Here is a 23919-nt window from a genome sequence, read left to right as displayed (position 1 = left end):
CGGAGTAACTTGTGATGCTGATAATCTTGTTGACTATCAGTCTGACTCCACAAGCACCCACACGAATTGCTTGATTCAGTTGTTAAAGAGCGGTTGGTTAAGATCTTTCGTCTCAACCGAGGCGCGCATTCTACAGCAGCCTCATTTGCTGTCAAGTGATTATTTTCAGAAGCTTTCGAAGATTTCTTCAACAACTTCAACCACTTGCGCTTAAGATCTCTCCGAAGCGGGAGGCGAATTCTACAGCGTTACACGCTGCTGTCAACACCTCTTTTTCAACTTCCTTTTGGCTTCGATGAGCTGAAGCAACTTGCTGCCGAAAACCACGTAACTCATTGTTTACCAAGGAGTTTTCCGTTTCGACTGCGCCGGAAGTGGGGCGAATTATAGGCTTCCAGAATCTGCCGTCAACCTTCTTTTTCACATTTCTGTCATATCGGTCGAAAATGCCTTAGAAACGCGAAAGCCGGCCCCAAGGGGGCCGGCTTTCGCTTATCGAGTCTTACAGACTAGGGAAGGCGAACTGCGACGCTTCATGACTGGCCCGTTGCGGCCAACGCTGAGTGATCGCCTTGCGACGGGTATAGAAACGCACCCCGTCCGGCCCATAGGCGTGCAAGTCGCCAAACAGAGAGCGCTTCCAGCCACCGAAGCTGTGATACGCAACCGGCACCGGCAACGGTACGTTAACCCCTACCATGCCGACCTCAATCTCATCACAGAACAGCCGCGCTGCTTCACCGTCACGCGTGAAGATGCAGGTACCGTTGCCGTATTCATGATCGTTGATCAGTTGCATCGCCGCTTCCAGGCTATCCACCCGGACCACGCACAACACTGGCCCAAAGATCTCTTCTTTATAGATCCGCATCTCGGGGGTAACGCGGTCGAACAGACTGCCGCCAAGGAAAAATCCTTGTTCATGCCCGGCAATGCTCAAGCCGCGACCATCAACGACCAGCTCTGCACCCGCCGAAACACCCTCTTCTATATAGCCACTGACCTTATCTCGTGCCTGCCCCGTCACCAACGGGCCCATATCCAGGCCACAGGAGGTGCCCGCGCCGATCTTCAACGCCTTGACCTGCGGCACCAGCTTAGCGATCAACGCGTCCGCCACCTGGTCGCCCACGCACACCGCCACCGAAATCGCCATGCAACGCTCGCCGCAAGAACCATAAGCCGCGCCCATCAAGGCACTCACGGCGTTGTCCAGGTCTGCATCCGGCATCAGCACCGCATGGTTCTTCGCCCCGCCCAACGCTTGCACACGCTTGCCGCGCTTGGTCGCTTCGCTATAGATGTACTCGGCAATCGGCGTCGAGCCTACAAAGCTCAAGGCTTTAACTTCCGGCGCTTGAATCAATGCGTCCACCGCGCCTTTGTCGCCGTGCACCACACTCAGTACGCCTTTAGGCAGCCCAGCCTCCTGCAACAGTTGCGCGATCAACAACGTAGAACTCGGATCACGCTCCGAAGGTTTGAGGATGAAACAGTTACCGCACACAATCGCCAGCGGGTACATCCACAACGGCACCATCGCCGGGAAGTTGAACGGGGTGATACCCGCCACCACGCCTAGCGGCTGGAAGTCCGACCAGGCATCAATGTTCGGCCCCACGTTGCGGCTGTATTCGCCCTTGAGAATCTCCGGTGCCGAGCACGCGTACTCCACGTTCTCGATCCCACGCTTGAGTTCACCCGCCGCGTCTTCCAGGGTCTTGCCATGCTCCTCACTGATCAACTGCGAGATACGTGCTTCGTTTTGCTCCAGCAACTGCTTGAAACGGAACATCACCTGGGCACGCTTGGCCGGAGGCGTATTGCGCCAGGCCGGAAACGCCGCCTTGGCTGAGTCAATCGCCTGTTGAATGGTTTCACGGCTGGCCAACGGCACCTGGTGAATCACCTGGCCGGTAGACGGGTTATAGACGTCGGCACTACGACCGCTGTCGTTGACCAGCTCACCGTTGATCAAATGCTGGATAAGGCTCATGCAGGGCTCCTGAAAAATTGTTCTATATAGAAGGAGAAATCAGTCGATCTTGTTCAGCACTTCGCCGACCGCGTCAAACAGACGGTCCAGGTCCTGCGGCTTGCTGTTGAAGGTTGGCCCGAACTGCAGGGTGTCGCCGCCAAAACGCACATAGAAACCGGCCTTCCACAATGCCATGCCGGCCTCGAATGGGCGCACGATGGCATCCCCATCACGCGGGGCAATCTGGATAGCACCGGCCAGGCCGTAGTTGCGAATGTCGATCACATTCTTGCTGCCCTTCAAACCGTGCAGCGCATTCTCAAAGTGCGGTGCGACTTCGGCTACGCTCTGCACCAGGTTTTCTTTCTGCAACAGGTCCAATGCCGCCAAGCCTGCCGCGCAAGCCACCGGGTGCGCCGAGTAGGTGTAGCCGTGGGGGAATTCCACGGCGTATTCCGGCGTCGCCTGATTCATGAAGGTCTGGTAGATCTCGCTGCTGGCAATCACCGCGCCCATCGGAATAGCGCCATTGGTGACCTGCTTGGCGATACACATCAGGTCCGGGGTCACGCCAAAACTGTCGGCACCGAACATCGAGCCGGTACGGCCGAAGCCGGTGATCACCTCGTCGAACACCAAAAGGATATTGTGCTGGTCGCAAATTTCGCGCAGGCGCTTGAGATAACCCTGCGGTGGCACCAATACGCCAGCTGAACCGGCCATCGGCTCGACAAACACGGCTGCGATGTTCGACGCGTCATGCAGCTCGATCAGCTTGAGCAACTCATCGGCCAAGGCAATACCGCCCTGCTCCGGCATGCCCCGGGAGAAGGCGTTGCTGGTCAGCAAGGTGTGAGGCAGGTGGTCGACATCCATCATCGCCTGGCCAAACAGCTTACGGTTACCGTTCACACCGCCCAGGCTGGTACCAGCGATGTTCACACCGTGGTAACCACGGGCGCGACCAATCATCTTGGTCTTGGTGGCCTGACCTTTGAGGCGCCAGTAGGCCCGCACCATCTTCACCGCCGTATCGGCACATTCAGAGCCCGAATCGGTGAAGAACACATGATTCAGGTTGCCTGGGGTCAGGTCGGTGATCTTTTCCGCCAACTGAAAGGACAACGGATGACCGTATTGGAAGCCTGGGGAGTAGTCCAAGGTGCCCAATTGCTTGGCGACCGCCTCCTGGATTTCCTTGCGCGTATGCCCGGCGCCACAGGTCCACAGGCCCGACAACGAATCATAAACCTTGCGCCCCTTGTCATCGGTCAACCAACTGCCTTCAGCGGCCACGATCAGGCGCGGGTCGCGCTGGAAGTTGCGGTTGGCGGTGTAGGGCATCCAGTGCGCATCCAGCTTGAGTTGGCTGGCCAGGGACGATGGGGCGTTTTCGGGCATGTTCATCAGCAAAACCTCGCAGGGCAACAGGCAGCGTCGGGATTGAAAAAGCGTTGTTGCAGCTAAATTGCCACGGGGATAAAGTCGGTGAAATCCAACTCTTCTAACCTTCAGTCAGGACTTCACTAAACTATGAGCAGCCGTCGTCCCGACCCTTTGGCCCAAGTCAGCGACTTCGACATTCGCTTGCTGCGCATCTTTCGCAGCGTGGTGGAATGCGGCGGCTTCTCGGCGGCAGAGACCGTGCTCGGCATCGGCCGCTCGGCCATCAGCCAGCAGATGAGCGACCTGGAGCAGCGGCTCGGCCTCAGACTTTGCCAACGCGGCCGCGCCGGTTTTTCCCTGACGGAGGAAGGCCGCGAGGTTTATCAGTCAGCCCTGCAATTGTTGAGCGCCCTGGAAAGCTTTCGCACCGAGGTCAACGGCCTGCACCAGCATTTGCGCGGCGAGTTGATCATCGGCCTCACCGACAACCTCGTCACCCTGCCGCATATGCGCATCACCCACGCACTGGCGCAGTTGAAGGAGCGCGGCCCGGACGTGCAGATCCAGATCCGCATGATCGCCCCCAATGAAGTAGAACAAGGTGTACTTGATGGCCGCCTGCATGTCGGCGTGGTGCCCCAGGCCAGCGCCCTGTCGGGTCTGGAATACCAACCGCTGTACAGCGAGCGCTCACTGCTTTATTGCGCGGTCGGGCACCCGCTGTTTTATGCCGACAACAAACAACTCGATGACGAGCGCATCGACAGCCAGGACGCCATCGCCCCTACCTTTCGCCTCCCCGCAGAGATCCAGGCCCACTACCAGGCGCTCAACTGCACGGCCAGCGCTTCGGACCGTGAAGGCATGGCGTTCCTGATCCTCACTGGCCGCTATATCGGCTACTTGCCCGATCACTACGCCAGCCTGTGGGTGCAACAAGGCCGACTGCGCGCGCTGAAACCGGCTACACGTTTTTACGATTTGAGCCTGGCATCGGTCACACGCAAAGGCCGGCGCCCTCATTTGGTGCTGGAAAGTTTCCTTGAAAGCCTGGCCGCGACGCGCTAACTCGGGCCTCACGCAAAAAGCTGAGCACATGGACAGCTTTTTGCAAGGCACAAGGACCTTGAACCGTCCGCCTCGAGTCTACCCGCCATGCCACCAGAATCTGCCAGCCCCAGCGACCTGATCTACGGCCTCAACGACCGCCCCAAACCACTGCCGGCTCTATTGGCAGCACTACAACATGTGCTGGCGGCGTTCGTCGGCATCATTACTCCGCCGCTGATCATCGGCTCCACGCTCGGCCTCACCGCCCACCTGCCCTATCTGATCAGCATGGCGCTGATGGTGTCCGGCGTAGGCACGTTCATCCAGGCACGCAGGCCGTATGGTATCGGCGCCGGTATGATCTGCCTGCAAGGCACTAGCTTTGCGTTTCTCGGCGCGGTGTTGGCGGCAGGCTTTCTAGTCAAGCAACGCGGCGGCAGCCCGGAAGACATTCTGGCGATGATCTTCGGCGTGTGCTTCTTCGGCGCGGCGGTACAGATCGTGTTGAGCCGCTTCATTGGCCAACTGCGTCGTGTCATCACCCCCCTTGTAACGGGGATCGTCATCACGTTGATCGGCATCAGCCTGATCAAAGTGGGGATTACCGACCTCGGCGGCGGTTTTAATGCGCCAGACTTCGGCGCCCCTGCGAACCTGGCACTCGGCCTGTTCGTGGTACTGACAATCATCCTGCTCAACCGCTCCAATACCCCGTGGGTACGCTTGAGCGCCATTATCATCGGCCTGGCCCTGGGGAGCCTCGCGGCGTGGTTCAGCGGTAAACTGGTGCCCCAAGCCCTGCCCGACTTGCCCTTGATCAGCCTGCCGATGCCGTTCCGATTTGGTTTCAACTTTGACTGGAGCGCTTTCCTGCCGATTGCGCTGATTTATCTGATCAGCAGCATCGAAACCGTCGGCGACCTCACGGCCAATTGCATGATCGCCCGCCAACCCATCAGCGGTGCATCTTATATAAGCCGGCTCAAGGGCGGCGTGCTGGGCGATGGCGTGAGCTGCATGATTGCCGCCACCTTCAGCGCGTTCCCCAACACCACCTTTGCCCAGAACAATGGCGTGATCCAGCTCACCGGCGTGGCCAGCCGTTACGTCGGTTTGTATATCGGTGTGCTGCTGTTCTGTCTGGGCCTGTTTCCATTGATCGGCGCCGTACTGCAGCAAATCCCCAAGCCGGTGCTGGGCGGCGCGACCCTGGTGATGTTCGGCAGCGTGGCCGCCGCCGGCGTGCGTATCCTCGCCCAGGCGCCGCTGGATCGACGCAGCATGTTGATCATTGCCACCTCGTTTGGCGTCGGCCTGGGTATCGCCGCTCAACCCAACTTGCTGCACCTGATGCCGACACTGGTACAGAACCTGTTCGACTCGGCCATCACCAGCGGCGGCCTCACCGCCATCGTATTGTGCCTGTTGCTGCCGGAAGCCAAGGTGAGTACATGCGCTACAAACCCAACAGCGCAAAGCGAAAGCCTGGAGCCGCTTTGACGGTTTTATTGCATCGGGACTTGTCTGAGGCTTGAGGGTGGGTTATCTGTGCACACGTCGCCTTTATCGATCAGCACGGAAACCTCCATGAGCCTCGAAGTTCCTGCCCACAGCAACCACGCCGGTAAACCCGCCAGCCGCATTCGGCAAAAGAACGAACAAGCTATTCTCCAGGCTGCTGAAGATGAATTCGCCCGCCATGGCTACAAAGGCACCAGCATGAACACCATCGCTGCCAGTGCCGGGCTGCCCAAGGCCAACTTGCACTACTACTTCACCAACAAGCTGGGCCTGTATATCGCGGTGCTCAGCAATATCCTCGAATTATGGGACAGCACCTTCAACGCGTTGACCGCCGAGGATGACCCGGCCGTGGCGCTTGCGCGCTACATCCGCACCAAGATGGAGTTCTCGCGGCGCCAACCACAAGCCTCGCGGATCTTCGCCATGGAGATCATCAGCGGCGGCGAATGCCTCACCGAATATTTCGGTCAGGACTATCGCGCCTGGTTCAGTGGCCGAGCCGCGGTGTTCCAGGCGTGGATCGACGCCGGCAAAATGGACCCCGTCGATCCCGTGCACTTGATCTTCCTGCTGTGGGGCAGCACCCAGCACTACGCCGACTTCGCCACCCAGATCTGCCGCGTCACCGGTCGCACCAAGCTGACCAAGCAGGACATGGAAGACGCCGGCACCAACCTGATCCATATCATTCTCAAAGGCTGCGGCATCAAGCCGGCCCTATAAAAACGAAGCGAGTTATGTCTTTTACGCTGACAGGCTTTTGCGAATTTCGTGAAGAAATACGCAAAAGCCGCTTTATCACCTTGGCGGTGCCGATCACCAGCCCGCAGGACGCCCAGGCGTTTTTCGAGCAGCACAGCGACCTGAACGCCACGCACAACTGCTGGGCCTGGAAGCTGGGCGATCAATACCGCAGCAACGACGACGGCGAACCCGGTGGCACCGCCGGGCGACCGATCCTCGCGGCTATCGAGGCCCAGGGGTTCGATCAGGTCGCGGTGCTGGTGATCCGCTGGTACGGCGGCATTCAATTGGGTACGGGCGGACTCGCCCGTGCCTACGGTGGTGGCGCAAACAAATGCCTGCAAAATGCCGAGCGTATCGAACTGATCAGCCGTGTGCCCCTGAGCTGCGCCTGTGGGTTCTCCGAGCTGAACCTGGTGAAGCTGCGCGTCGCCGAACTCGGCGGTTTAGTGCTGGAAGAAACCTTCACCGCCAACGGCGTGGAGCTACACCTTGCGCTGGCAGGGGCACACATCGACACCCTGCAAACCCAGCTCGCCGACCTGAGCCGTGGGCGCATCCTGCTGCAACGCTGAAACTGCTACTGTTAGGCGCTGAACTCCCTGAACCGCGACTTCAAAGGAAGCCTTCATGTCTACGCCAAAAACCGCACTGATCATCGGCGCCTCGCGCGGGCTGGGCCTTGGCCTGGTCAAGCAACTGCTCCAGGATGGCTGGGACGTCACCGCCACCGTGCGTGATCCGCACAAGGCCGATGCCCTCAAAGCCGTGGGCCCGGTGCAGATCGAGAAATTGGATATGGATGATCAGCAAGCCGTGATCGCCCTGGCCCAACGCTTGAAAGACCGCACCTTCGACCTGCTGTTCGTCAACGCTGGCGTCAAGGGCCCGGCGAACCAGGAGCCAGGCCACGCCACCCTCGCAGAGGTCGGCCAGCTGTTTTTCACCAACGCCGTGGCGCCGATCAACCTGGCCCAGCGCTTTGTCGGGCAGATCCGCAAAGACACCGGCGTGCTGGCGTTCATGAGTTCGGTGCTGGGCAGCGTGACCATTCCCGACGGTTCGGACCTGGCGCTGTACAAGGCCAGCAAGGCTGCCCTCAACTCAATGACCAACAGCTTTATCACCCAGTTGGGCGACCACAAGCCGACGGTTCTGTCGCTGCATCCGGGCTGGGTGAAAACCGACATGGGCGGAGAGAACGCACATATCGACGTCGACACCAGCGTGCGCGGCCTGGTGGATCAAGTAAATGCCTACACCGGCAAGGGCGGCCATCACTTCGTGGACTACAAGGGCGACACCATCGCCTGGTAAATACACCGATCAACCTGTGGAAGGGGGCTTGCTCCCGATGGCTGAGTGTCAGTCAATGCTGTGTGGACTGGCCCACCGCTATCGGGAGCAAGCCCCCCTCCCACTCTGTCCCTGCTCCTACAGCTAGACCCCGTAATGAACTACACGTAATCTAGCCCCCTCGCCCTCCCCGGCGACCCTGGATCAGCAGACAGGGCAACACTGAGCTGGCAAACCTGAACCCATCATTCAGAGGAGCCGGCCAATGCCTGCGACCCGTATCTGGTTAAAAAACCCCCTCGCGATTTTCACTGCCAATGGCCTCGACGCCCGTGGCGGCCTGGTGCTGCAAGACGGTGTGATCACCGAATTACTGGCCCAGGGCCAAGAACCGGCACAACCCTGCACGCAGGTGTTCGATGCTCGCGAACATGTGGTCCTGCCCGGGCTGATCAACACTCACCATCATTTCTATCAAACCCTCACCCGCGCCTGGGGCCCGGTGGTCAACCAGCCACTGTTTCCCTGGCTGAAAACGCTGTACCCGGTATGGGCGCGGCTTACCCCGGAAAAACTCGCCCTAGCCAGCAAAGTCGCCCTGGCTGAATTGCTGCTGTCGGGCTGCACCACGGCGGCCGACCACCACTACCTGTTCCCCGATGGTTTGGAAAACGCCATTGATGTGCAGGTAGCCAGCGTGCGCGAACTGGGGATGCGCGCCATGCTCACCCGCGGCTCCATGAGCCTGGGCGAAGCCGATGGCGGCCTGCCACCGCAGCAGACCGTGCAACAAGGCCAGGTCATTCTTGACGACAGCCAGCGCCTGATCCGCGAATATCACGAGCGGGGTGACGGCGCGCAGATTCAGATTGCCCTGGCTCCGTGCTCGCCGTTTTCCGTCACCCCCGAGATCATGCAAGCCAGCGCCGAATTGGCCAACCGTCTGGATGTGCGCCTGCATACCCACTTGGCGGAAACCCTCGACGAAGAAGACTTCTGCCTGCAACGCTTCGGCCTGCGTACCGTGGATTATCTCGACAGCGTCGGCTGGCTCGGCCCACGTACCTGGCTGGCCCATGGCATTCACTTCAACCCGGATGAAATCGCACGCCTGGGTGCCGCCGGTACGGGGATCTGCCACTGCCCAAGCTCCAACATGCGCCTGGCTTCCGGTATCTGCCCGACCCTGGACCTGCTTGCCGCCGGCGCGCCCATCGGGCTGGGCGTGGACGGCTCGGCGTCCAACGATGCCTCGAACATGATCCTTGAAGCGCGTCAGGCCCTGTACATTCAGCGCCTGAGTTATGGCGCAGAAAAGATCACCCCAGAAGGCGTGCTGGGCTGGGCAACCAAAGGTTCGGCACAGTTGCTGGGCCGAACGGACATCGGTGAATTGGCCGTAGGCAAGCAGGCTGACCTGGCATTGTTCAAACTTGATGAGCTGCGCTTCTCCGGTAGCCACGATCCGATTTCAGCGCTGCTGTTGTGCGGTGCAGATCGGGCGGATCGAGTGATGATCGGCGGCCAGTGGCGGGTGATCGACGGCCAAGTCGAAGGCCTGGACCTGAAAGGCTTGATCGCCGATCACACCCAGGCGGCTCGCCAACTCATCGCCGGCACCTGAGCCAGACGCCGATCAAAATGTGGGAGGGGGGCCTGCTCGCTCCCACATTGGGTCTACGGCGTCATCAAAAACAGTTACAGCCCCAGCAGCGACAACATGATAAAAGTCGCAAACAACACAAAATGAGTCATCCCTTCAATGGCATTCGTCTCGCCATCGTTGAGGTTGATCGCGCTGACAATCAGCGTGATAAACACCATCACCGTCTGCACCGGCGTCATCGCCATCTGGAACGGCTGGCCGCTATAGAGCGCCATGGCTTCCATCACCGGCACCGTCAGGATCACCGTAGACAACGAAGCACCCAACGCGATATTCACCACCGACTGCATACGGTTGGCCAATGCAGCGCGCAATGCCGTCAGAATTTCTGGCGCGGCCGAGATAGCCGCCACCACAATCGCCGTGATCACCGGCGGCGCGCCCGTGCCTTCCAGGCCCAGATCCAGGGTTTTGGACATCACCTCGGCCAACGCGCCAATCACAATCACGCCAAACACCAACGTGCCTATCGAGAACGCGAGGTTAACGGGCGGTGTGTGTTCTTCTTCGGTTGATTTCTTGCGGCGTTTTTCCGGGTAGCTGTAGCTGAAGAAATAACTGTGTGGGCCTACCTGCATCCTCAGGAACAAGGTGTAGAGCACCACCATCGCGCCAATGGTGAAGGCCGAGTAAATTTTCCAATCGGCCTCGGGGATAAATTCCGGTACCACCATCGACACGCCCATGGCGGTGAGGATCATCACGCTGTAGGTGCGCGCTGAGTCATCGTTGTAGGACTGTTCCCCATGCTTGATGCCCCCCATCAAGGCGGCCAGGCCGAGAATACCGTTGATATCCAGCATCACCGCCGAGTAAATGGTATCGCGCACCAGGGTGGGCGATGGCTCGTTGCTCATCATGATCGCCAGGATCACCACTTCCACCAACACGGCCGCGAGGGTCAGGATCATGGTGCCGTAGGGGTCGCCAACCTTTTCTGCCAACTGCTCGGCGTGGTGGGCTACGCGCATTGAGGCCATTACGATAAACGCAATCAGCGCAGCACCGGCCAGCAGGGCCACCAGTTGCCCACTGTGGAGCATCCAGTGCTCCAGCGGATAAGCCGCAATGGCGGCAATCAGCGCCAGCAGCATGAATTTTTCTTGCTTGAGGTGTGTGAGCATTACGGGCCTTTTCGTGCAGCGAATCAGTCATTGATGGGGTACAGACTGCGCCAAGCCGCTAACGTTTCGTTACACCTTAGTTCACCTCACCCTTGCGTGAGTGACACAAATACTCTCCTGCTGGTCAGGTTTTGCCGATTATTTCAGCCATGGCCTGTAGAATGCCGCCATTGCACCTGATGAGATTTTAACTATGTACGATTGGCTCAACGCCCTGCCCAAGGCTGAACTGCACCTGCACCTGGAGGGTTCGCTGGAGCCTGAGTTGCTGTTCGCCCTGGCCGAGCGCAACAAGATTGCGCTGCCGTGGAACGACGTCGACACCCTGCGCAAGGCCTACGCCTTCAACAACCTGCAAGAGTTTCTCGACCTGTATTACAAAGGTGCCGATGTGCTACGCACGTCCCAGGATTTCTACGACCTGACCTGGGCCTACCTGCTGCGCTGCAAAGCCCAAAACGTGATCCACACCGAACCGTTCTTCGATCCACAAACCCACACCGACCGTGGCATCCCGTTCGAAGTCGTGCTGAACGGCATCGCCGCTGCGCTTAAAGATGGCGAGCAGCAACTGGGCATCACCAGCGGCTTGATCCTCAGCTTCCTGCGCCACCTGAGCGAAGCCGAAGCCGAGAAAACTCTCGACCAGGCCCTGCCGTTCCGTGACGCGTTCGTGGCCGTGGGCCTGGACAGCTCGGAAATGGGTCACCCGCCGAGCAAGTTCCAGCGCGTGTTCGACCGTGCCCGCCACGAAGGCTTCCTCACCGTCGCCCACGCCGGCGAAGAAGGCCCGCCCGAGTACATCTGGGAAGCGCTCGACCTGCTGAAAATCCAGCGTATCGACCACGGCGTGCGTGCCATTGAAGATGAACGCTTGATGCAGCGCATCATCGACGAACAGATCCCGCTGACGGTATGCCCGCTGTCCAACACCAAACTCTGCGTGTTCGACGACATGGCCCAGCACAACATCCTCGACATGCTCGAACGTGGCGTGAAAGTCACCGTGAACTCGGACGACCCGGCCTACTTCGGCGGTTATGTCACCGAGAACTTCCACGCGCTGCATACCTCCCTGGGCATGACCCAGGACCAGGCCAAACGCCTGGCGCAGAACAGCCTGGATGCGCGGCTCGTAAAGCCATAACCGGCCATCATTGAACGAATGCAGGCTAAATGTGGGAGGGGGCTTGCCCCCGATGGCGGTGGGTCAGTCACAGATGTGTTTACTGACACTCCCTCATCGGGAGCAAGCCCCCTCCCACATAGGTTTTGCGCTGACCTTTAGATTTGGGTGAGCTCTTCCAGCGTCTTGCCCTTGGTCTCCATCCCGAACACCCACACCACCAGCGCCGCCACGGCAAAGCACAACGCCCCCAAGGCAAATACCCCGCCCTGCCCGGTTATCGGAAATACCAACCCGGTCACCAACGGCCCCAGCAACGAGCCTACGCGGCCAATTGCTGACGCAAATCCGGAACCTGTAGCTCGCGCCGAAGTGGGATATAGCTCCGGCGTGTAGGTGTACAGCACCGCCCACATGCCAAACAGGAAAAACTGCATCAACAACCCGGAGGTGATCAGCAGGGCCACATTGCCGCCAAACACAGCACTTTGCCCATACAGAAACGCCATCACCCCGCCACCCAGCAGCGTCACGACGCACACCGGTTTACGCCCCCAGCGCTCGACCAGCCAGGCCGCCATCAAAAAGCCGGGGATCCCGCCCAGGGAAATGATCACCGTGTAATACACCGACTGGGTCACGGCGAAACCCGATTGCTGCAATAGCGCGCTCAACCACGACGTCAGCCCGTAGAACCCGAGCAAGGCAAAGAACCACACGCTCCAGATCATCATCGTGCGTTGGCGGTACTGCGCCGACCACAGCTGCTGGAACGCGGAAAAGAATGTACCCGGCGTACTCTCTACCCATGGCAGGGCCATCGGCTCCGGCAAATCGGCGCGGCCCAGGGAGTCGCGTACCTTCTGCTCGATACCCAGCAATACCTTGTCCGCCGCTTCGTGGCGCCCGGCCTGTTCCAGCCAACGCGGCGACTCTGGAATAAAGAAGCGGATGGCCAACACAAACACCGCCGGTACCGCCAACACCAGGAAGATGTCGCGCCAACCAATCACCGGCAGCAAAAAGTACGACAGCACCCCGGCGGCTACAAAGCCCAACGGCCAGAAACCATCCATCAACGCGATGTAACGCCCGCGCCGTTTGGCGGGAATCAACTCCGACAGCATCGACTGAGCAATAGGAAACTCCATGCCCATGCCAATACCCAACAGGATCCGAAACAACGTCAACGCCTCCACCGTCTGCGCCGTGGAGCACAGGTAACTGGCAACGCCCCACAACACGATGCTCCACTGAAACACCGGTTTGCGCCCAAAGCGATCCGCGAGCATTCCAGAAAGAGAAGCACCCACCACCATGCCGAAAAAACTCGAACTGGCCAGCAACCCGGCCTGGGCCGTGCTCAAGCCAAACTCGGTTTTGATCGAGCCCAACAGAAAGGTCATCATTGCCAAGTCCATGGAGTCGAAGAAAAACGCCAAGGCAATGATGATGAAGATGACTCGGTGGTAACCGCTGATGGGCAACCGTTCCAGCCGCTGTGCTGCGCTATAACCCTGCCTGACCATGCCGCATCCCCCCGTATGAAAAATCCCCCTTGGCGAGTGTGCGGCATCGTTTGTCCTGGCTATTGCTGGATGCGACCTGATTGCAGCTCTGAACGACGCGCTTAACGTGCCGCCAGCCGGCTGATCTCCCTGAGCCCTGCCTCGTTGACTGACAAGGCACGCGACTCGTTGATCACGCTGATCCAGTTGGCCTGCAGAAACAGCTGCATCAACCCCGCCCCCAATGCTCCGCCCAGATGCGGTTGCTGCTGGCTCCAGTCGAAACAGTCGCACACCAGCGGCGCTGCCAGGGCCTGGATAAAAATCCCCAGGTCCGCCAAATGCTGCGCGCCCTTGACCGTAACCTCGGTACGCTGCTCATGGCGCTCGAACCATCCGGCCTCAAGCATCCGTTGATACAACTGCGCCGCCAACTCGCCGCCGAGATGGCCGTGACACCAGCGGGCACGGCGCAACAACTGCGGTGCCATCAGTGCCGGCGGCAAGGCTTGCGGTGTGCTGCGCGCCGCGCTGGCCATGGTGGTGCTGGCCAGCGCATCAATGGCGGCACTCACATCCGCAGCCGCCACGCGAAACAAGCGCTTGCCACGTCGGGCCTCGGTCCGCAGCAAACCGCTGCCGGTCAGCCGCGCCAAATGGGCATTGGCCGACGCCGGCGACAACCCGGCCAGCGTTGCCAGCTCTTCTGAAGACTTCGCCGAACCGTCCATCAGGGCCCAGAGCATGGCCGTGCGTTTGGGCTCGGCAAGCAAGCTGGCGATCTGACTGATGCAAGGTGCTGCTTCCATGTATTCACTCCCTGTAAGACCATTTTTCTGCTGCGGTTGACGCCAAAGTATAGGTGCGCACGCAGCAGGTTCCGCGGCCTCCGACAGCTCGGATCAGGACAGGGTATGAGTGAAATTTCCGATCATTACGCAGGCTATTGCCCAGTCGCCGTTCGCCCCGGTCGTTGCGCCGTCAAGGTCGCACAGCGGGACACGAGCATCTCCCGCAGCAGATTGATGGGTTTGCTCAATTGCGCACGATGGGCACATAGCAAGTTGAGCGGTGTGCGCTCGCCCTGCAGCTGCGGCAGGATCAAACGCAAGCGCCCGGCCAGCACGTCGGTGCTGATATCCAACCAGGATTTGTAAGCGATGCCCATGCCCGCCACCGCCCAGCGCCGCACCACATCGGCGTCATCACTGAACCGGTCACCACTGACTGTCAGGCTCACGTGGCGCTTGCCGTCATAAAACCCCCAATGGTCATGCACCCGGCTGCCGAGCATGTACAGCAGGCAATTGTGCTGGGCCAGTTGCTCCAGATGCTGGGGTTCGCCATGCCGGGCGAGGTAGCTCGGCGCGGCGCACAGCACACGAATATTGTCCGGGGCGATGGGCAGAGCCACCAGGCTGGAATCTTCGGGTTCACCATAGCGCAGGGCTATGTCCACTGGCTGGCGGAACAGGTCGGCAATGCGATCGCCCAGCAACAGGCGCACGTTCAGTTGCGGGTGTTGCTGCTGGAACTCATCCAGCCACGGCAACAGCTGGTTGCGACCAAAATCCGACGGCGCCGACAATTGCAGCACGCCGCTCACATGATCCTGGCCACTGGCCAATAAGCGCCGGCCATCGTCCAGCGCACTTAATGACGCACGCGCATATTCCAGGAAGCCCTCGCCTTCGGCAGTCAGGCGCAGGCTGCGGGTGGAGCGCGCCAGCAAACGCGTGCCCAGCTGTTGTTCGATACGCTTGAGCGCGGCGCTGGCCACTGCCGGTGACAGGTCCATCACCCGTGCCGCCGCCGACAGGCTGCCCAGGTCCGCAGCACGTACAAACAACTGCAAATCATCAAAACGCAGCATGGAATTCCGCCAATTATCAAAATTTGGTTGAAACAGACTGCTGTTTTAGCCGCTTTTATCTGCGTAGGAAATAGCCAATCATCTGCCCATCCCGTTCTTAGCTATATCACTCAGACCTTTTACTGGAGCCCTCATGAAAGCCATTGCCTACTACACGTCATTGCCGATCAACGACCCAAAATCCCTGCAAGATATAGAGCTGCCGGAGCCCGTGGCCGGCCCGCGCGACCTGCTGGTGGAAGTCAAAGCCATCTCGGTCAACCCGGTGGACACCAAGGTGCGCCACAACGTCGCCCCGGAAAATGGCGACGCCAAGGTGTTGGGCTGGGACGTGGCCGGTGTGGTCAAGGCGGTCGGCAGCGATGTGACGCTGTTCAAAGCCGGTGACAAGGTGTTCTACGCCGGCTCCCTGGTGCGCCCAGGCGGCAACAGCGAACTGCATACGGTCGATGAACGCATCGTCGGCCATATGCCCAAAAGCCTGGGGTTTGCCGAAGCGGCCGCGCTGCCGTTGACCGCTATCACCGCGTGGGAGCTGCTGTTTGAACGTTTGCAAATACCCGAAGGCAAGGAAGATCACGGCCAGAGCCTGCTGATCGTCGGCGCTGCCGGCGGCGTGGGGTCGATCCTGACCCAACTGGCCAACCAACTCACGGCGCTGAAAGTCATCGGTACCGCCTCGCGCCCCGAGACTCAGGAATGGGCCAAAGCCTTGGGCGCCCACGTAGTGATCGACCACAGCCAGCCGCTGAGCGAAGCGCTGAAACAGGCAGGCCTTGGGCAAGTGACCCACGTCGCCAGCCTGACCCAAACCGAGCATCACCTGGATCAACTGGTGGAAGCGCTGCAACCCCAAGGCAAGCTGGCGTTGATCGACGACCCCAAGGCGCTGGATGTAAGCAAGCTCAAGCGCAAGAGCCTGTCGCTGCACTGGGAGTTCATGTACACCCGCTCGATGTTCGAGACGCCCGACATGATCGAGCAGCACAACCTGCTTAACCGCGTGGCCGATCTGATCGACGCCGGCACCCTGAAAACCACGGTGGGCGAGCATTTCGGTGTGATCAATGCAGCCAATGTGCGCCGTGCCCACGCGCTGCTGGAAAGCGGCAAGGCCAAGGGCAAGATCGTGCTGGAAGGGTTCTGAAAAAACGACTGTCAGTGTCGTCCGTTATTCATGTAAGTAATGGACGACACCATTAGTCTGAGAGTTGACCCTTGTCATATTTTTAAGGGGATTCGGGTTTATATTGGCCGCCTTTGCCACGAGTCTTTTACGCGAGGAAGTCAGCAATGAAGATCCTGATAAAAGCGTCAGCAAAATCCCCAGGTAGCCAATGGCAGGTTCGTCTCGACGGCGAAGCCATCACCTTCCGCAGTGAAGCCGAGGCCCGCGCCTTCGTTGACACCCTGCAAGCGCGGATACAGGCCCCCCACCGTTTCCCCCTCGTCCAGCAGCGCTCTGCCGCTGGCTGACCCGTCTATCAGACCTGCGCCTGCGTGGCCCTTGCCCGTTGCAGGCGCTGGGTCGACATTGCAATCGTTACCGCCAGCACGCCGCACAAGCTGATGACCATGGCCATCGGCATCGCCGTACCATCATGCAACACGCCGACCAGCGACGCCGCACCCGCCGCCACGCCGAACTGGATACACCCGAGCAACGCCGAGGCACTGCCCGCCCGTGCGCCTTGCCCGCTCATGGCACAGGCCGAGGTGTTCGGCAAAATGCAGCCCAGGCTGGCGATGCAGATAAACAGCGGCACCAGCAACGGCCACAGCGCCTCAGTACGCAGCGCGGCAATCCCCAGCAGCGTCAACGCTGCCGCCACGTAGACCCACACCGTACGCGACAGCAAAAACGCCGGGCCACGCTTGGCCAGCAACCGCGCATTCAACTGCGCCACCAGGATAAAGCCGGCTGCGTTGGAACCGAACAGCCAGCCGTAATGCTCGGCAGGCACGCCGTAGAGTTTGATAAATACGAAGGGGGAGCCGGCGATGTAGGCAAACATCCCGGCAATCGAGATGCCGCCAGTCAAGGCATAGCCCAGGTACACGCGGTCCGACAACAGCGAGCCGTAGCGGCGCAACGAACCAGACAATGGCTGGCGCGGCTGATCGGCCGGGAAGGTTTCCGGCAACCCGACTGCCACGGCAATAGCCGCCATCACGCTGAACAACGACAGTGCCAGGAAAATCGATTGCCAGCCCCACACCCCGACCATCAGCCCACCCGCCAATGGCGCAAGGATCGGCGCCAGGCCGGTGACCAGCATCAGTTGCGAATACACCTTGGCCGAGCCCACCGCGTCGCACTTGTCACTGACCACCGCCCGGGAAATCACCATGCCTGCACAACCGCCAAGGGCCTGCACGAAACGCGCGCCGATCAGCCACTCCAGCGACGGCGCGTAGGCACAGGCGAAGGATGCGAGGGTAAACAAGGTGACGCCGCTGAGCAGCGGCACGCGCCGACCGAAACGGTCAGCCAGCGGGCCGTAGATCAATTGACCGATAGCCAGGCCGGCGAAATACACCGCCAAGGTTAACTGGATATGTTTTTCGTCAGTGGCAAAGGCCGTGGCCATGGCCGGAAAGCCCGGCAGGTAGAAGTCGATCGCCAACGGCGCGAAGGCGCTCAAGGCGCCCAGAATCAGGATTATGCGAAGGTTCATCAGACACCCAAGTGAGTCGGCAGCTCGACAGTCTAGCCGCGCTTGGGTGCCGTGAACATTACGTTAGGTCGCTAACGATCAGAAAAAATCACGCCAGTTTGGCGGTGTAGCCCTCCTCGGTGATCAGTTGGATGACCTTATCCGAGGGCAGACTGCTTGCCACGCGCACTTCTTTAGCGCCCAAATCTACTTCGACACTCGCTGCCGGGTCCTGGCTCTGTACCGCCTGGGTCACCGCTTTAACGCAATGGCCACAGGTCATTCCTTCAACGCTGAATATTTGCATGACATGACTCCTTTGATGAGGTTGAACCCAGTCTCAAGCTTGCCATGATGGCAAGGTCAAGTTTCAAAAAAATCGGCCGGGCTGGTATTCGCAGGCGACGTCGGCCAAGCTTCAACTTTCCTCGCTGTGAACCATGGAGCATTCGCCATGCGCTGGTCGTTTTTTGCCCTTGCCGGCCTGATGAGCTTGTCTGCCGCTGCGCCCCAGGCTCTCGCCGCTGAAGATTATGCGGTGCTGATCATTTCCCGCGAACGCCTGGAAGTACCCACCAATTGCGAAATTGGCCTGTATCTTCAGGACCAACTGGCCGGACGCCTGTTCCAGGAACAAGCCACCTCGTTCAATCTGCCCGCAGGTAACGTGTCGCTGCGCCTCAAGCTATTGCCAGGCCAGTCCCCGGGCTGCCAGCCAGGGATGCTGGCGCCGGCGGCGCAGAACATTACGTTGAAAGCCGGTGATGTCCGCAAATTGCGTATTGCCCAGGGCCAGGACGGCATGTACCTCAAACCTGCCGCATTGGAATACTGAAGACGCTTGACCTTCCCCACAGGTTAAGGTTGATCCTAGTGGCAACTTCTTCTGGAGGACTGCCCCATGAATGGATCCACCACATTTGACTTGCCCATCGGCGGCATGACCTGCGCCAGCTGTGCCGGCCGCGTCGAACGCGCGCTGGGCAAGGTGCCGGGGGTGCAACGCGTGAGCGTCAACCTGGCCAACGAACGCGCCCATATCGAAGTGCTCGGCCCGATGGATGCCAGCGTGTTGATCGCCGCAGTCGACAAGGCCGGCTACACCGCCACCCTGCCACAAAGCGAAACCGCCACCGAAGCCGACCAGGCCGGGCGCCTGCGCCGCGAACGCTGGGCGCTGGTGGCGGGGATTGTGCTGGCGCTGCCCCTGGTGCTGCCGATGCTGGTAGAACCCTTCGGCCTGCACTGGATGCTCCCGGCCTGGATACAGTTCGCCCTGGCCACACCGGTGCAATTTATTCTGGGTGCCCGCTTTTACGTCGCCGCGTGGAAAGCCGTACGCGCCGGCGCCGGCAACATGGACCTGCTGGTGGCGATCGGCACCAGCGCCGGCTACGGCCTGAGTATCTATGAATGGCTCACCGCCGCCCCCGGCGTGACGCCGCACCTGTACTTCGAAGCCTCAGCGGTGGTCATCGCTCTGGTGCTGCTGGGCAAATACCTGGAAAGCCGCGCCAAGCGCCAGACCGCCAGCGCCATCCGCGCCCTTGAAGCCTTGCGTCCGGAACGGGCGATCCGCGTGCTGGATGGCCGCGAAGAAGACGTCGCGATCAATGCCTTGAAGCACGGTGACCTGGTGCTGGTCAAACCCGGCGAACGCTTCCCGGTAGACGGCGAGGTGGTGGAAGGCCAAAGCCATGCCGATGAAGCGCTGATCAGCGGCGAAAGCCTTCCGGTGCCGAAACAGCCCGGCGACCCGGTCACCGGTGGAGCCATCAACGGTGAAGGCCGTTTGCTGGTGCGCACCCTGGCCCTGGGCGCGGAGAGCGTGCTGGCGCGCATCATCCGCCTGGTCGAAGACGCCCAGGCCGCCAAGGCACCGATCCAGAAACTGGTGGATAAAGTCAGCCAGGTGTTCGTACCGGCCGTGTTGGTATTGGCACTGATCACCGTAGTGGGCTGGTGGTTGTATGGCGCATCGCTGGAAACCGCGATCATCAATGCGGTCGCCGTGCTGGTGATCGCCTGCCCTTGTGCCCTGGGCCTGGCCACGCCGACCGCGATCATGGCCGGCACCGGCGTCGCAGCACGCCACGGTATTCTGATCAAGGATGCCGAAGCCCTGGAACGCGCCCATGCCGTGAGCGCCGTGGTGTTCGACAAGACCGGCACCCTGACCTCCGGCGCACCGAAAATTGCGCACCTGGCGGCGGTAGACGGCGACGAAGCCCTCTTATTGCAACAGGCCGGCGCCTTGCAACGCGGCAGTGAACACCCGCTGGCCAAAGCCGTGCTGGATGCCTGCCAAGAGAAAGGTCTGGACGTGGCCGATGTGAGCGCCAGCCAATCCCTGACCGGACGCGGCATTGCCGGTACGCTGGACGGTCGCCCACTGGCGCTTGGCAATCGACGCCTGCTGGAGGAAACCGGTCTGGACGCAGGCGATTTGGCTCAGCGTGCCAAGGAATGGGAAGCCGAAGGCCGCACCTTGTCCTGGCTGATCGAGCAAGGTGCGCAACCGCGTGTGCTGGGCCTGTTTGCGTTTGGCGACACCCTCAAGCCCGGCGCACTTGAGGCGGTGCAACAACTCAAGGCGCAGCACATCAGCAGCCACCTGATTACCGGCGATAACCACGGCAGTGCACGGGTCGTTGCGCAGGCGTTGGGGATCGATGACGTGCACGCCGAAGTGCTGCCGGCTTACAAAGCTGCCGCCGTTGCCGAGCTGAAAAAAACCGGGGTGGTGGCCATGGTGGGCGACGGTATCAATGATGCCCCGGCGCTGGCCGCTGCCGATATCGGCATTGCCATGGGCGGCGGCACCGACGTGGCCATGCACGCCGCCGGTATCACCCTGATGCGCGGCGACCCGCGCCTGGTGCCGGCCGCGCTGGAGATCAGCCGCAAGACTTATGCAAAAATTCGACAGAATCTGTTCTGGGCCTTTGTGTATAACTTGATCGGCATTCCCCTGGCCGCCTTCGGCCTGCTCAACCCGGTACTGGCTGGGGCTGCCATGGCCTTGTCCAGCGTCAGCGTGGTGAGCAATGCACTGCTGTTGAAAACCTGGAAACCCAAGGACCTGGAGGATCAACGCCCATGAACATCGGCCAAGCCGCCCGCACCAGCGGGCTGAGTGCAAAGATGATTCGCTACTACGAATCCATCGGCCTGCTGAAAACGGCCCATCGCACCGATAGCGGCTACCGTGTGTATGGCCACGACGACCTGCACACCCTGACGTTTATCAAGCGCTCGCGGGACCTGGGGTTTTCGTTGGAAGAGGTCGGCAAGCTGCTGACCTTGTGGGAAGACCGGCAGCGGGCCAGCGCCGACGTAAAAGCCCTGGCGCGCCAGCACATAGACGAGCTCAACCACAAGATTCGCGAGTTGGGGCAACTGCGCGACACCCTGCAGGACCTGATGGAGCACTGCCAGGGCGATCATCGGCCCGATTGCCCGATACTCAAGGAGTTGGCGGCGGGGAACTGCTGTGCCTGATGCTCTAACTGGCTACACGCAAATCCAAATGTGGGAGGGGGCTTGCTCCCGACGAGGGAGTGTCAGTCAACACATCTGTCGCTGACACACCGCCATCGGGAGCAAGCCCCCTCCCACATTTTGATCTTCATTTACCCGAAGATCATTGCATCCAGGGCGGCGGCGGTGGCTCGTCCGGCACTTTGCTCGGTGGCGCATCGTCTGCCGCGCGAATCGCCTGGCGACGCTCTTCATCCAGCCGCGCCGCTTCGATTTCGCGGATCACACCGCCTACGTCCGCCAGCTCTTCCGGTTCGTCGAACTCACCGGTCAACACACTGGCCGGGTGCAAGGTGCCGGCTTCGTACAGCGCCCACATTTCCTTGGCGTACTTGGTCTTCTTCAGCTCCGGGGCAAAGCGTCCAAAGTAGGAAGCCATGTTGCCCACGTCCCGCTCCAGCATGTTGAAGGCGTGGTTGTTGCCCGCCGCATCCACTGCCTGGGGCAGGTCGATGATCACCGGGCCCGTCGGCGTAAGCAGTACGTTGAACTCGGACAGGTCACCATGCACCAGGCCGGTGCACAACATCAGCACGATCTGCGAGATCAGAAAGGCGTGGTACTCGCGCGCCTGGTCTGGCTCCAGCACCACGTCATTCAGGCGCGGCGCTGCATCACCGTACTCGTCGGCCACCAGCTCCATCAACAGCACGCCTTCAAGGAAGTCGTACGGCTTGGGCACGCGAACGCCCGCACCGGCGAGGCGGAACAGCGCCGCCACTTCGGCGTTCTGCCAGGCATCTTCGGTTTCTTTCTTGCCGAACTTGGAGCCCTTGGCCATGGCCCGGGCCTGGCGGCTGTTACGGACCTTTCGGCCTTCCTGGTATTCGGCCGCCTGACGAAAACTTCGTTTGTTCGCCTCCTTGTAAACCTTCGCGCAACGCAATTCGTTGCCGCAGCGCACCACATAAACAGCTGCTTCTTTACCACTCATGAGTGGGCGCAGCACTTCGTCGACCAGACCGTCTTCGATCAGGGGTTCAATGCGTTTAGGAGTCTTCATCAGCTTTTATTGTGGGTCCTGTATTACCAAACACGCGTGTGGCACTCGTTATACGGCAATCAGCTCGCCGGTGGGAGAGGCTACCGACCTCTGACCCCTTCAGAATGCATGCAATGGGCCAATTTTTTTGGCAATCAGCGTTCGATAATCGCTGTCACCCCTTGGCCGCCAGCAGCACAGATCGAAATCAACCCCCGCCCTTTGCCCGCCGCATCCAGCAACTTGGCGAGGTTGGCAACGATGCGCCCGCCGGTAGCGGCAAATGGATGGCCTGCCGCCAAAGAACTGCCCTTGACGTTGAGCCGGCTGAGATCGATAGCCCCCAACGGAGCATCCAGGCCCAGGCGCGTCTTGCAGTAATCGGCGTCTTCCCACGCCTTGAGCGTGCACAACACCTGGGCAGCAAAGGCTTCGTGGATCTCGTAGTAATCAAAATCCTGCAAGGTCAGGCCATTGCGGGCCAGCAAGCGCGGCACCGCATACACCGGCGCCATCAACAGGCCCTCGGCACCGTTGACGAAATCCACCGCCGCCGCTTCGCCATCACGCAGGTACGCAAGGATCGGCAGCCCCCGCTCCTTGGCCCACGCTTCACTGCCCAGCAGCACCAGGGAGGCACCATCGGTCAGCGGCGTAGAGTTGCCGGCGGTCAGCGTGCCCTTTTCGCTACGCTCGAAGGCCGGCTTGAGGGCGGCGAGTTTTTCCAGGGTCAGGTCCGGGCGCAGGTTGTTGTCACGGGTGAGGCCGAGAAACGGCGTGAGCAAATCGTTGTGCCAGCCTTCGGCGTAAGACGCGGCCATCTTTTGATGACTCTCCAGCGCCAGCTGGTCTTGGTCGGCACGCGGGATCTGCCAGGTCTGGGCCATCAGTTCGCAGTGTTGGCCCATGGACAGCCCAGTGCGCGGTTCGCCATTGCGCGGCAGTTCCGGCTTGAGGTGCTGGGGACGAAGTTGTAACAGAATTTTTAATTTGTCTGCCATGGATTTGCTGCGGTTGGCTTTGAGTAGCAGCTTGCGTAGCCCTTCATTCACGCCAATCGGTGCATCGGACGTGGTGTCCACCCCGCCGGCAATGCCGCATTCGATCTGGCCCAGCGCGATTTTGTTAGCCACCAGCAACGCCGCTTCCAGACCGGTGCCACAGGCTTGCTGGATGTCGTACGCGGGGGTCTGCGGCGACAACCGCGAGCCGAGCACGCATTCGCGCGTCAGGTTGAAATCGCGGGAATGCTTGAGCACCGCGCCGGCGGCCACCTCGCCCATGCGCAGGCCATGCAGGTTGTAGCGCTCGATCAGGCCCTCCAGGGCGGCCGTGAGCATCGCCTGGTTACTCGCCGTGGCGTAAGGGCCATTGGAACGGGCGAAAGGAATGCGGTTACCGCCAATGATCGCCACTCGGCGCAATTGAGTCATGAAAAGCTCCCTCTGTCGGTTATGGGCTTGAT

22 protein-coding genes are annotated in these 23919 nt (G+C 60.5%); 12 read left to right on the top strand and 10 right to left on the bottom strand.

Annotated elements, in window-relative coordinates:
• Nucleotides 1-502 precede the first annotated feature (502 nt).
• Both LJX92_RS03285 and LJX92_RS03280 read right to left on the bottom strand, forming a co-directional pair.
• Nucleotides 503-1996 carry a CoA-acylating methylmalonate-semialdehyde dehydrogenase gene (locus LJX92_RS03285; RefSeq protein ID WP_032878059.1) on the bottom strand — a complete coding sequence of 498 codons (1494 nt, stop codon included), beginning with the start codon at nucleotides 1994-1996 and terminating at the stop codon, nucleotides 503-505.
• Between the two features lie 39 nt (nucleotides 1997-2035).
• Nucleotides 2036-3385 carry an aspartate aminotransferase family protein gene (locus LJX92_RS03280; protein ID WP_078820209.1) on the bottom strand — a complete coding sequence of 450 codons (1350 nt, stop codon included), beginning with the start codon at nucleotides 3383-3385 and terminating at the stop codon, nucleotides 2036-2038.
• A gap of 126 nt (nucleotides 3386-3511) precedes the next feature.
• On the opposite strand from LJX92_RS03280, the gene LJX92_RS03275 reads away from it, so the two are divergent.
• From LJX92_RS03275 to LJX92_RS03250, 6 genes are all read left to right on the top strand, one after another.
• On the top strand, nucleotides 3512-4432 hold the full coding sequence (locus LJX92_RS03275) for a LysR family transcriptional regulator (RefSeq protein ID WP_003188270.1): 921 nt from the start codon (nucleotides 3512-3514) through the stop codon (nucleotides 4430-4432).
• 87 nt (nucleotides 4433-4519) lie between these two features.
• Complete coding sequence (locus tag LJX92_RS03270; RefSeq protein ID WP_228309307.1) at nucleotides 4520-5914, top strand: uracil-xanthine permease family protein; 1395 nt, start codon at nucleotides 4520-4522, stop codon at nucleotides 5912-5914.
• Between the two features lie 87 nt (nucleotides 5915-6001).
• Nucleotides 6002-6661 carry a TetR/AcrR family transcriptional regulator gene (locus LJX92_RS03265; RefSeq protein ID WP_005784489.1) on the top strand — a complete coding sequence of 220 codons (660 nt, stop codon included), beginning with the start codon at nucleotides 6002-6004 and terminating at the stop codon, nucleotides 6659-6661.
• Nucleotides 6662-6675: 14 nt separating this feature from the next.
• On the top strand, nucleotides 6676-7257 hold the full coding sequence (locus LJX92_RS03260) for an IMPACT family protein (RefSeq protein ID WP_032878063.1): 582 nt from the start codon (nucleotides 6676-6678) through the stop codon (nucleotides 7255-7257).
• A 55-nt stretch (nucleotides 7258-7312) separates the two neighbouring features.
• Complete coding sequence (locus LJX92_RS03255) at nucleotides 7313-7999, top strand: SDR family oxidoreductase (RefSeq protein ID WP_005784485.1); 687 nt, start codon at nucleotides 7313-7315, stop codon at nucleotides 7997-7999.
• 244 nt (nucleotides 8000-8243) lie between these two features.
• Nucleotides 8244-9602 carry an 8-oxoguanine deaminase gene (locus LJX92_RS03250; protein WP_228309306.1) on the top strand — a complete coding sequence of 453 codons (1359 nt, stop codon included), beginning with the start codon at nucleotides 8244-8246 and terminating at the stop codon, nucleotides 9600-9602.
• A 74-nt stretch (nucleotides 9603-9676) separates the two neighbouring features.
• On the opposite strand, the gene LJX92_RS03245 is transcribed toward LJX92_RS03250, so the two are convergent.
• Nucleotides 9677-10768, bottom strand: a complete 1092-nt coding sequence (locus LJX92_RS03245) for a calcium:proton antiporter (RefSeq protein ID WP_005784481.1) — start codon at nucleotides 10766-10768, stop codon at nucleotides 9677-9679.
• A gap of 193 nt (nucleotides 10769-10961) precedes the next feature.
• Between LJX92_RS03245 and LJX92_RS03240 the strand changes: the two genes are divergently transcribed.
• Nucleotides 10962-11915 (top strand): adenosine deaminase, encoded by a 954-nt coding sequence (locus LJX92_RS03240; protein ID WP_005784479.1) that lies wholly within the window; start codon nucleotides 10962-10964, stop codon nucleotides 11913-11915.
• A 137-nt stretch (nucleotides 11916-12052) separates the two neighbouring features.
• Here LJX92_RS03240 and LJX92_RS03235 read toward each other — a convergent pair whose 3' ends face one another.
• The 3 genes from LJX92_RS03235 to LJX92_RS03225 form a co-directional block, all read right to left on the bottom strand.
• Entirely contained in the window at nucleotides 12053-13423 is a 1371-nt protein-coding gene (locus LJX92_RS03235) for an MFS transporter (RefSeq protein ID WP_032878067.1), read from the bottom strand.
• A 101-nt stretch (nucleotides 13424-13524) separates the two neighbouring features.
• A complete protein-coding gene (locus tag LJX92_RS03230; protein ID WP_032878068.1) occupies nucleotides 13525-14211 on the bottom strand; it encodes an ArsR/SmtB family transcription factor in 687 nt (228 codons plus the stop codon).
• A 134-nt stretch (nucleotides 14212-14345) separates the two neighbouring features.
• Complete coding sequence (locus LJX92_RS03225; protein WP_032878069.1) at nucleotides 14346-15275, bottom strand: LysR family transcriptional regulator; 930 nt, start codon at nucleotides 15273-15275, stop codon at nucleotides 14346-14348.
• A 133-nt stretch (nucleotides 15276-15408) separates the two neighbouring features.
• On the opposite strand from LJX92_RS03225, the gene LJX92_RS03220 reads away from it, so the two are divergent.
• Together LJX92_RS03220 and LJX92_RS03215 are read left to right on the top strand one after the other, a co-directional pair.
• Nucleotides 15409-16422, top strand: coding sequence for a zinc-binding alcohol dehydrogenase family protein (locus LJX92_RS03220; protein WP_005784471.1), 1014 nt, complete (start codon nucleotides 15409-15411; stop codon nucleotides 16420-16422).
• Between the two features lie 146 nt (nucleotides 16423-16568).
• Nucleotides 16569-16751 (top strand): hypothetical protein, encoded by a 183-nt coding sequence (locus LJX92_RS03215; RefSeq protein ID WP_032878071.1) that lies wholly within the window; start codon nucleotides 16569-16571, stop codon nucleotides 16749-16751.
• Between the two features lie 8 nt (nucleotides 16752-16759).
• Here LJX92_RS03215 and LJX92_RS03210 read toward each other — a convergent pair whose 3' ends face one another.
• Both LJX92_RS03210 and LJX92_RS03205 read right to left on the bottom strand, forming a co-directional pair.
• A complete protein-coding gene (locus LJX92_RS03210) occupies nucleotides 16760-17953 on the bottom strand; it encodes a multidrug effflux MFS transporter (RefSeq protein WP_032878072.1) in 1194 nt (397 codons plus the stop codon).
• A gap of 88 nt (nucleotides 17954-18041) precedes the next feature.
• On the bottom strand, nucleotides 18042-18239 hold the full coding sequence (locus tag LJX92_RS03205; protein ID WP_228309305.1) for a heavy-metal-associated domain-containing protein: 198 nt from the start codon (nucleotides 18237-18239) through the stop codon (nucleotides 18042-18044).
• A 147-nt stretch (nucleotides 18240-18386) separates the two neighbouring features.
• Between LJX92_RS03205 and LJX92_RS03200 the strand changes: the two genes are divergently transcribed.
• The 3 genes from LJX92_RS03200 (at nucleotide 18387) to cueR (ending at nucleotide 21433) form a co-directional block, all read left to right on the top strand.
• Nucleotides 18387-18767 carry a hypothetical protein gene (locus LJX92_RS03200; RefSeq protein WP_032878074.1) on the top strand — a complete coding sequence of 127 codons (381 nt, stop codon included), beginning with the start codon at nucleotides 18387-18389 and terminating at the stop codon, nucleotides 18765-18767.
• 66 nt (nucleotides 18768-18833) lie between these two features.
• Complete coding sequence (locus tag LJX92_RS03195; protein ID WP_148854584.1) at nucleotides 18834-21035, top strand: heavy metal translocating P-type ATPase; 2202 nt, start codon at nucleotides 18834-18836, stop codon at nucleotides 21033-21035.
• The gene (gene cueR, locus LJX92_RS03190) at nucleotides 21032-21433 is read left to right on the top strand and encodes a Cu(I)-responsive transcriptional regulator (protein ID WP_003188242.1); all 402 of its coding nucleotides are present in this window, start codon (nucleotides 21032-21034) and stop codon (nucleotides 21431-21433) included. Before LJX92_RS03195 ends, cueR begins: the two co-directional genes overlap by 4 nt.
• Nucleotides 21434-21575: 142 nt before the next feature.
• Here cueR and LJX92_RS03185 read toward each other — a convergent pair whose 3' ends face one another.
• On the bottom strand, nucleotides 21576-22475 hold the full coding sequence (locus LJX92_RS03185) for a PA4780 family RIO1-like protein kinase (RefSeq protein ID WP_005784460.1): 900 nt from the start codon (nucleotides 22473-22475) through the stop codon (nucleotides 21576-21578).
• A gap of 134 nt (nucleotides 22476-22609) precedes the next feature.
• A complete protein-coding gene (locus tag LJX92_RS03180) occupies nucleotides 22610-23887 on the bottom strand; it encodes an acetyl-CoA C-acetyltransferase (RefSeq protein ID WP_032878077.1) in 1278 nt (425 codons plus the stop codon).
• Nucleotides 23888-23919 lie beyond the last annotated feature (32 nt).

It is taken from the genome of Pseudomonas sp. HN8-3 (assembly GCF_020790195.1).
In the GTDB taxonomy this organism is placed as follows: domain Bacteria; phylum Pseudomonadota; class Gammaproteobacteria; order Pseudomonadales; family Pseudomonadaceae; genus Aquipseudomonas; species Aquipseudomonas synxantha_A.
Note: the sequence above shows the minus strand (reverse complement) of the source record. Positions and strands in the feature narration are given on the sequence as shown.

Bases quoted from the DNA above. Each gene is read 5' to 3' on its own strand.
- LJX92_RS03255 (WP_005784485.1), top strand. From the start codon at position 7,313: ATGTCTACGCCAAAAACCGCACTGATCATCGGCGCCTCGCGCGGGCTG.
- LJX92_RS03225 (WP_032878069.1), bottom strand. From the start codon at position 15,275: ATGCTGCGTTTTGATGATTTGCAGTTGTTTGTACGTGCTGCGGACCTG.
- LJX92_RS03215 (WP_032878071.1), top strand. From the start codon at position 16,569: ATGAAGATCCTGATAAAAGCGTCAGCAAAATCCCCAGGTAGCCAATGG.
- LJX92_RS03235 (WP_032878067.1), bottom strand. From the start codon at position 13,423: ATGGTCAGGCAGGGTTATAGCGCAGCACAGCGGCTGGAACGGTTGCCC.
- LJX92_RS03285 (WP_032878059.1), bottom strand. From the start codon at position 1,996: ATGAGCCTTATCCAGCATTTGATCAACGGTGAGCTGGTCAACGACAGC.
- LJX92_RS03205 (WP_228309305.1), bottom strand. From the start codon at position 18,239: ATGCAAATATTCAGCGTTGAAGGAATGACCTGTGGCCATTGCGTTAAA.
- LJX92_RS03180 (WP_032878077.1), bottom strand. From the start codon at position 23,887: ATGACTCAATTGCGCCGAGTGGCGATCATTGGCGGTAACCGCATTCCT.
- LJX92_RS03210 (WP_032878072.1), bottom strand. From the start codon at position 17,953: ATGAACCTTCGCATAATCCTGATTCTGGGCGCCTTGAGCGCCTTCGCG.
- LJX92_RS03260 (WP_032878063.1), top strand. From the start codon at position 6,676: ATGTCTTTTACGCTGACAGGCTTTTGCGAATTTCGTGAAGAAATACGC.
- LJX92_RS03195 (WP_148854584.1), top strand. From the start codon at position 18,834: ATGAATGGATCCACCACATTTGACTTGCCCATCGGCGGCATGACCTGC.
- LJX92_RS03200 (WP_032878074.1), top strand. From the start codon at position 18,387: ATGCGCTGGTCGTTTTTTGCCCTTGCCGGCCTGATGAGCTTGTCTGCC.
- LJX92_RS03185 (WP_005784460.1), bottom strand. From the start codon at position 22,475: ATGAAGACTCCTAAACGCATTGAACCCCTGATCGAAGACGGTCTGGTC.
- LJX92_RS03275 (WP_003188270.1), top strand. From the start codon at position 3,512: ATGAGCAGCCGTCGTCCCGACCCTTTGGCCCAAGTCAGCGACTTCGAC.
- LJX92_RS03270 (WP_228309307.1), top strand. From the start codon at position 4,520: ATGCCACCAGAATCTGCCAGCCCCAGCGACCTGATCTACGGCCTCAAC.
- LJX92_RS03230 (WP_032878068.1), bottom strand. From the start codon at position 14,211: ATGGAAGCAGCACCTTGCATCAGTCAGATCGCCAGCTTGCTTGCCGAG.
- LJX92_RS03245 (WP_005784481.1), bottom strand. From the start codon at position 10,768: ATGCTCACACACCTCAAGCAAGAAAAATTCATGCTGCTGGCGCTGATT.
- LJX92_RS03280 (WP_078820209.1), bottom strand. From the start codon at position 3,385: ATGAACATGCCCGAAAACGCCCCATCGTCCCTGGCCAGCCAACTCAAG.
- cueR (WP_003188242.1), top strand. From the start codon at position 21,032: ATGAACATCGGCCAAGCCGCCCGCACCAGCGGGCTGAGTGCAAAGATG.
- LJX92_RS03265 (WP_005784489.1), top strand. From the start codon at position 6,002: ATGAGCCTCGAAGTTCCTGCCCACAGCAACCACGCCGGTAAACCCGCC.
- LJX92_RS03220 (WP_005784471.1), top strand. From the start codon at position 15,409: ATGAAAGCCATTGCCTACTACACGTCATTGCCGATCAACGACCCAAAA.
- LJX92_RS03250 (WP_228309306.1), top strand. From the start codon at position 8,244: ATGCCTGCGACCCGTATCTGGTTAAAAAACCCCCTCGCGATTTTCACT.
- LJX92_RS03240 (WP_005784479.1), top strand. From the start codon at position 10,962: ATGTACGATTGGCTCAACGCCCTGCCCAAGGCTGAACTGCACCTGCAC.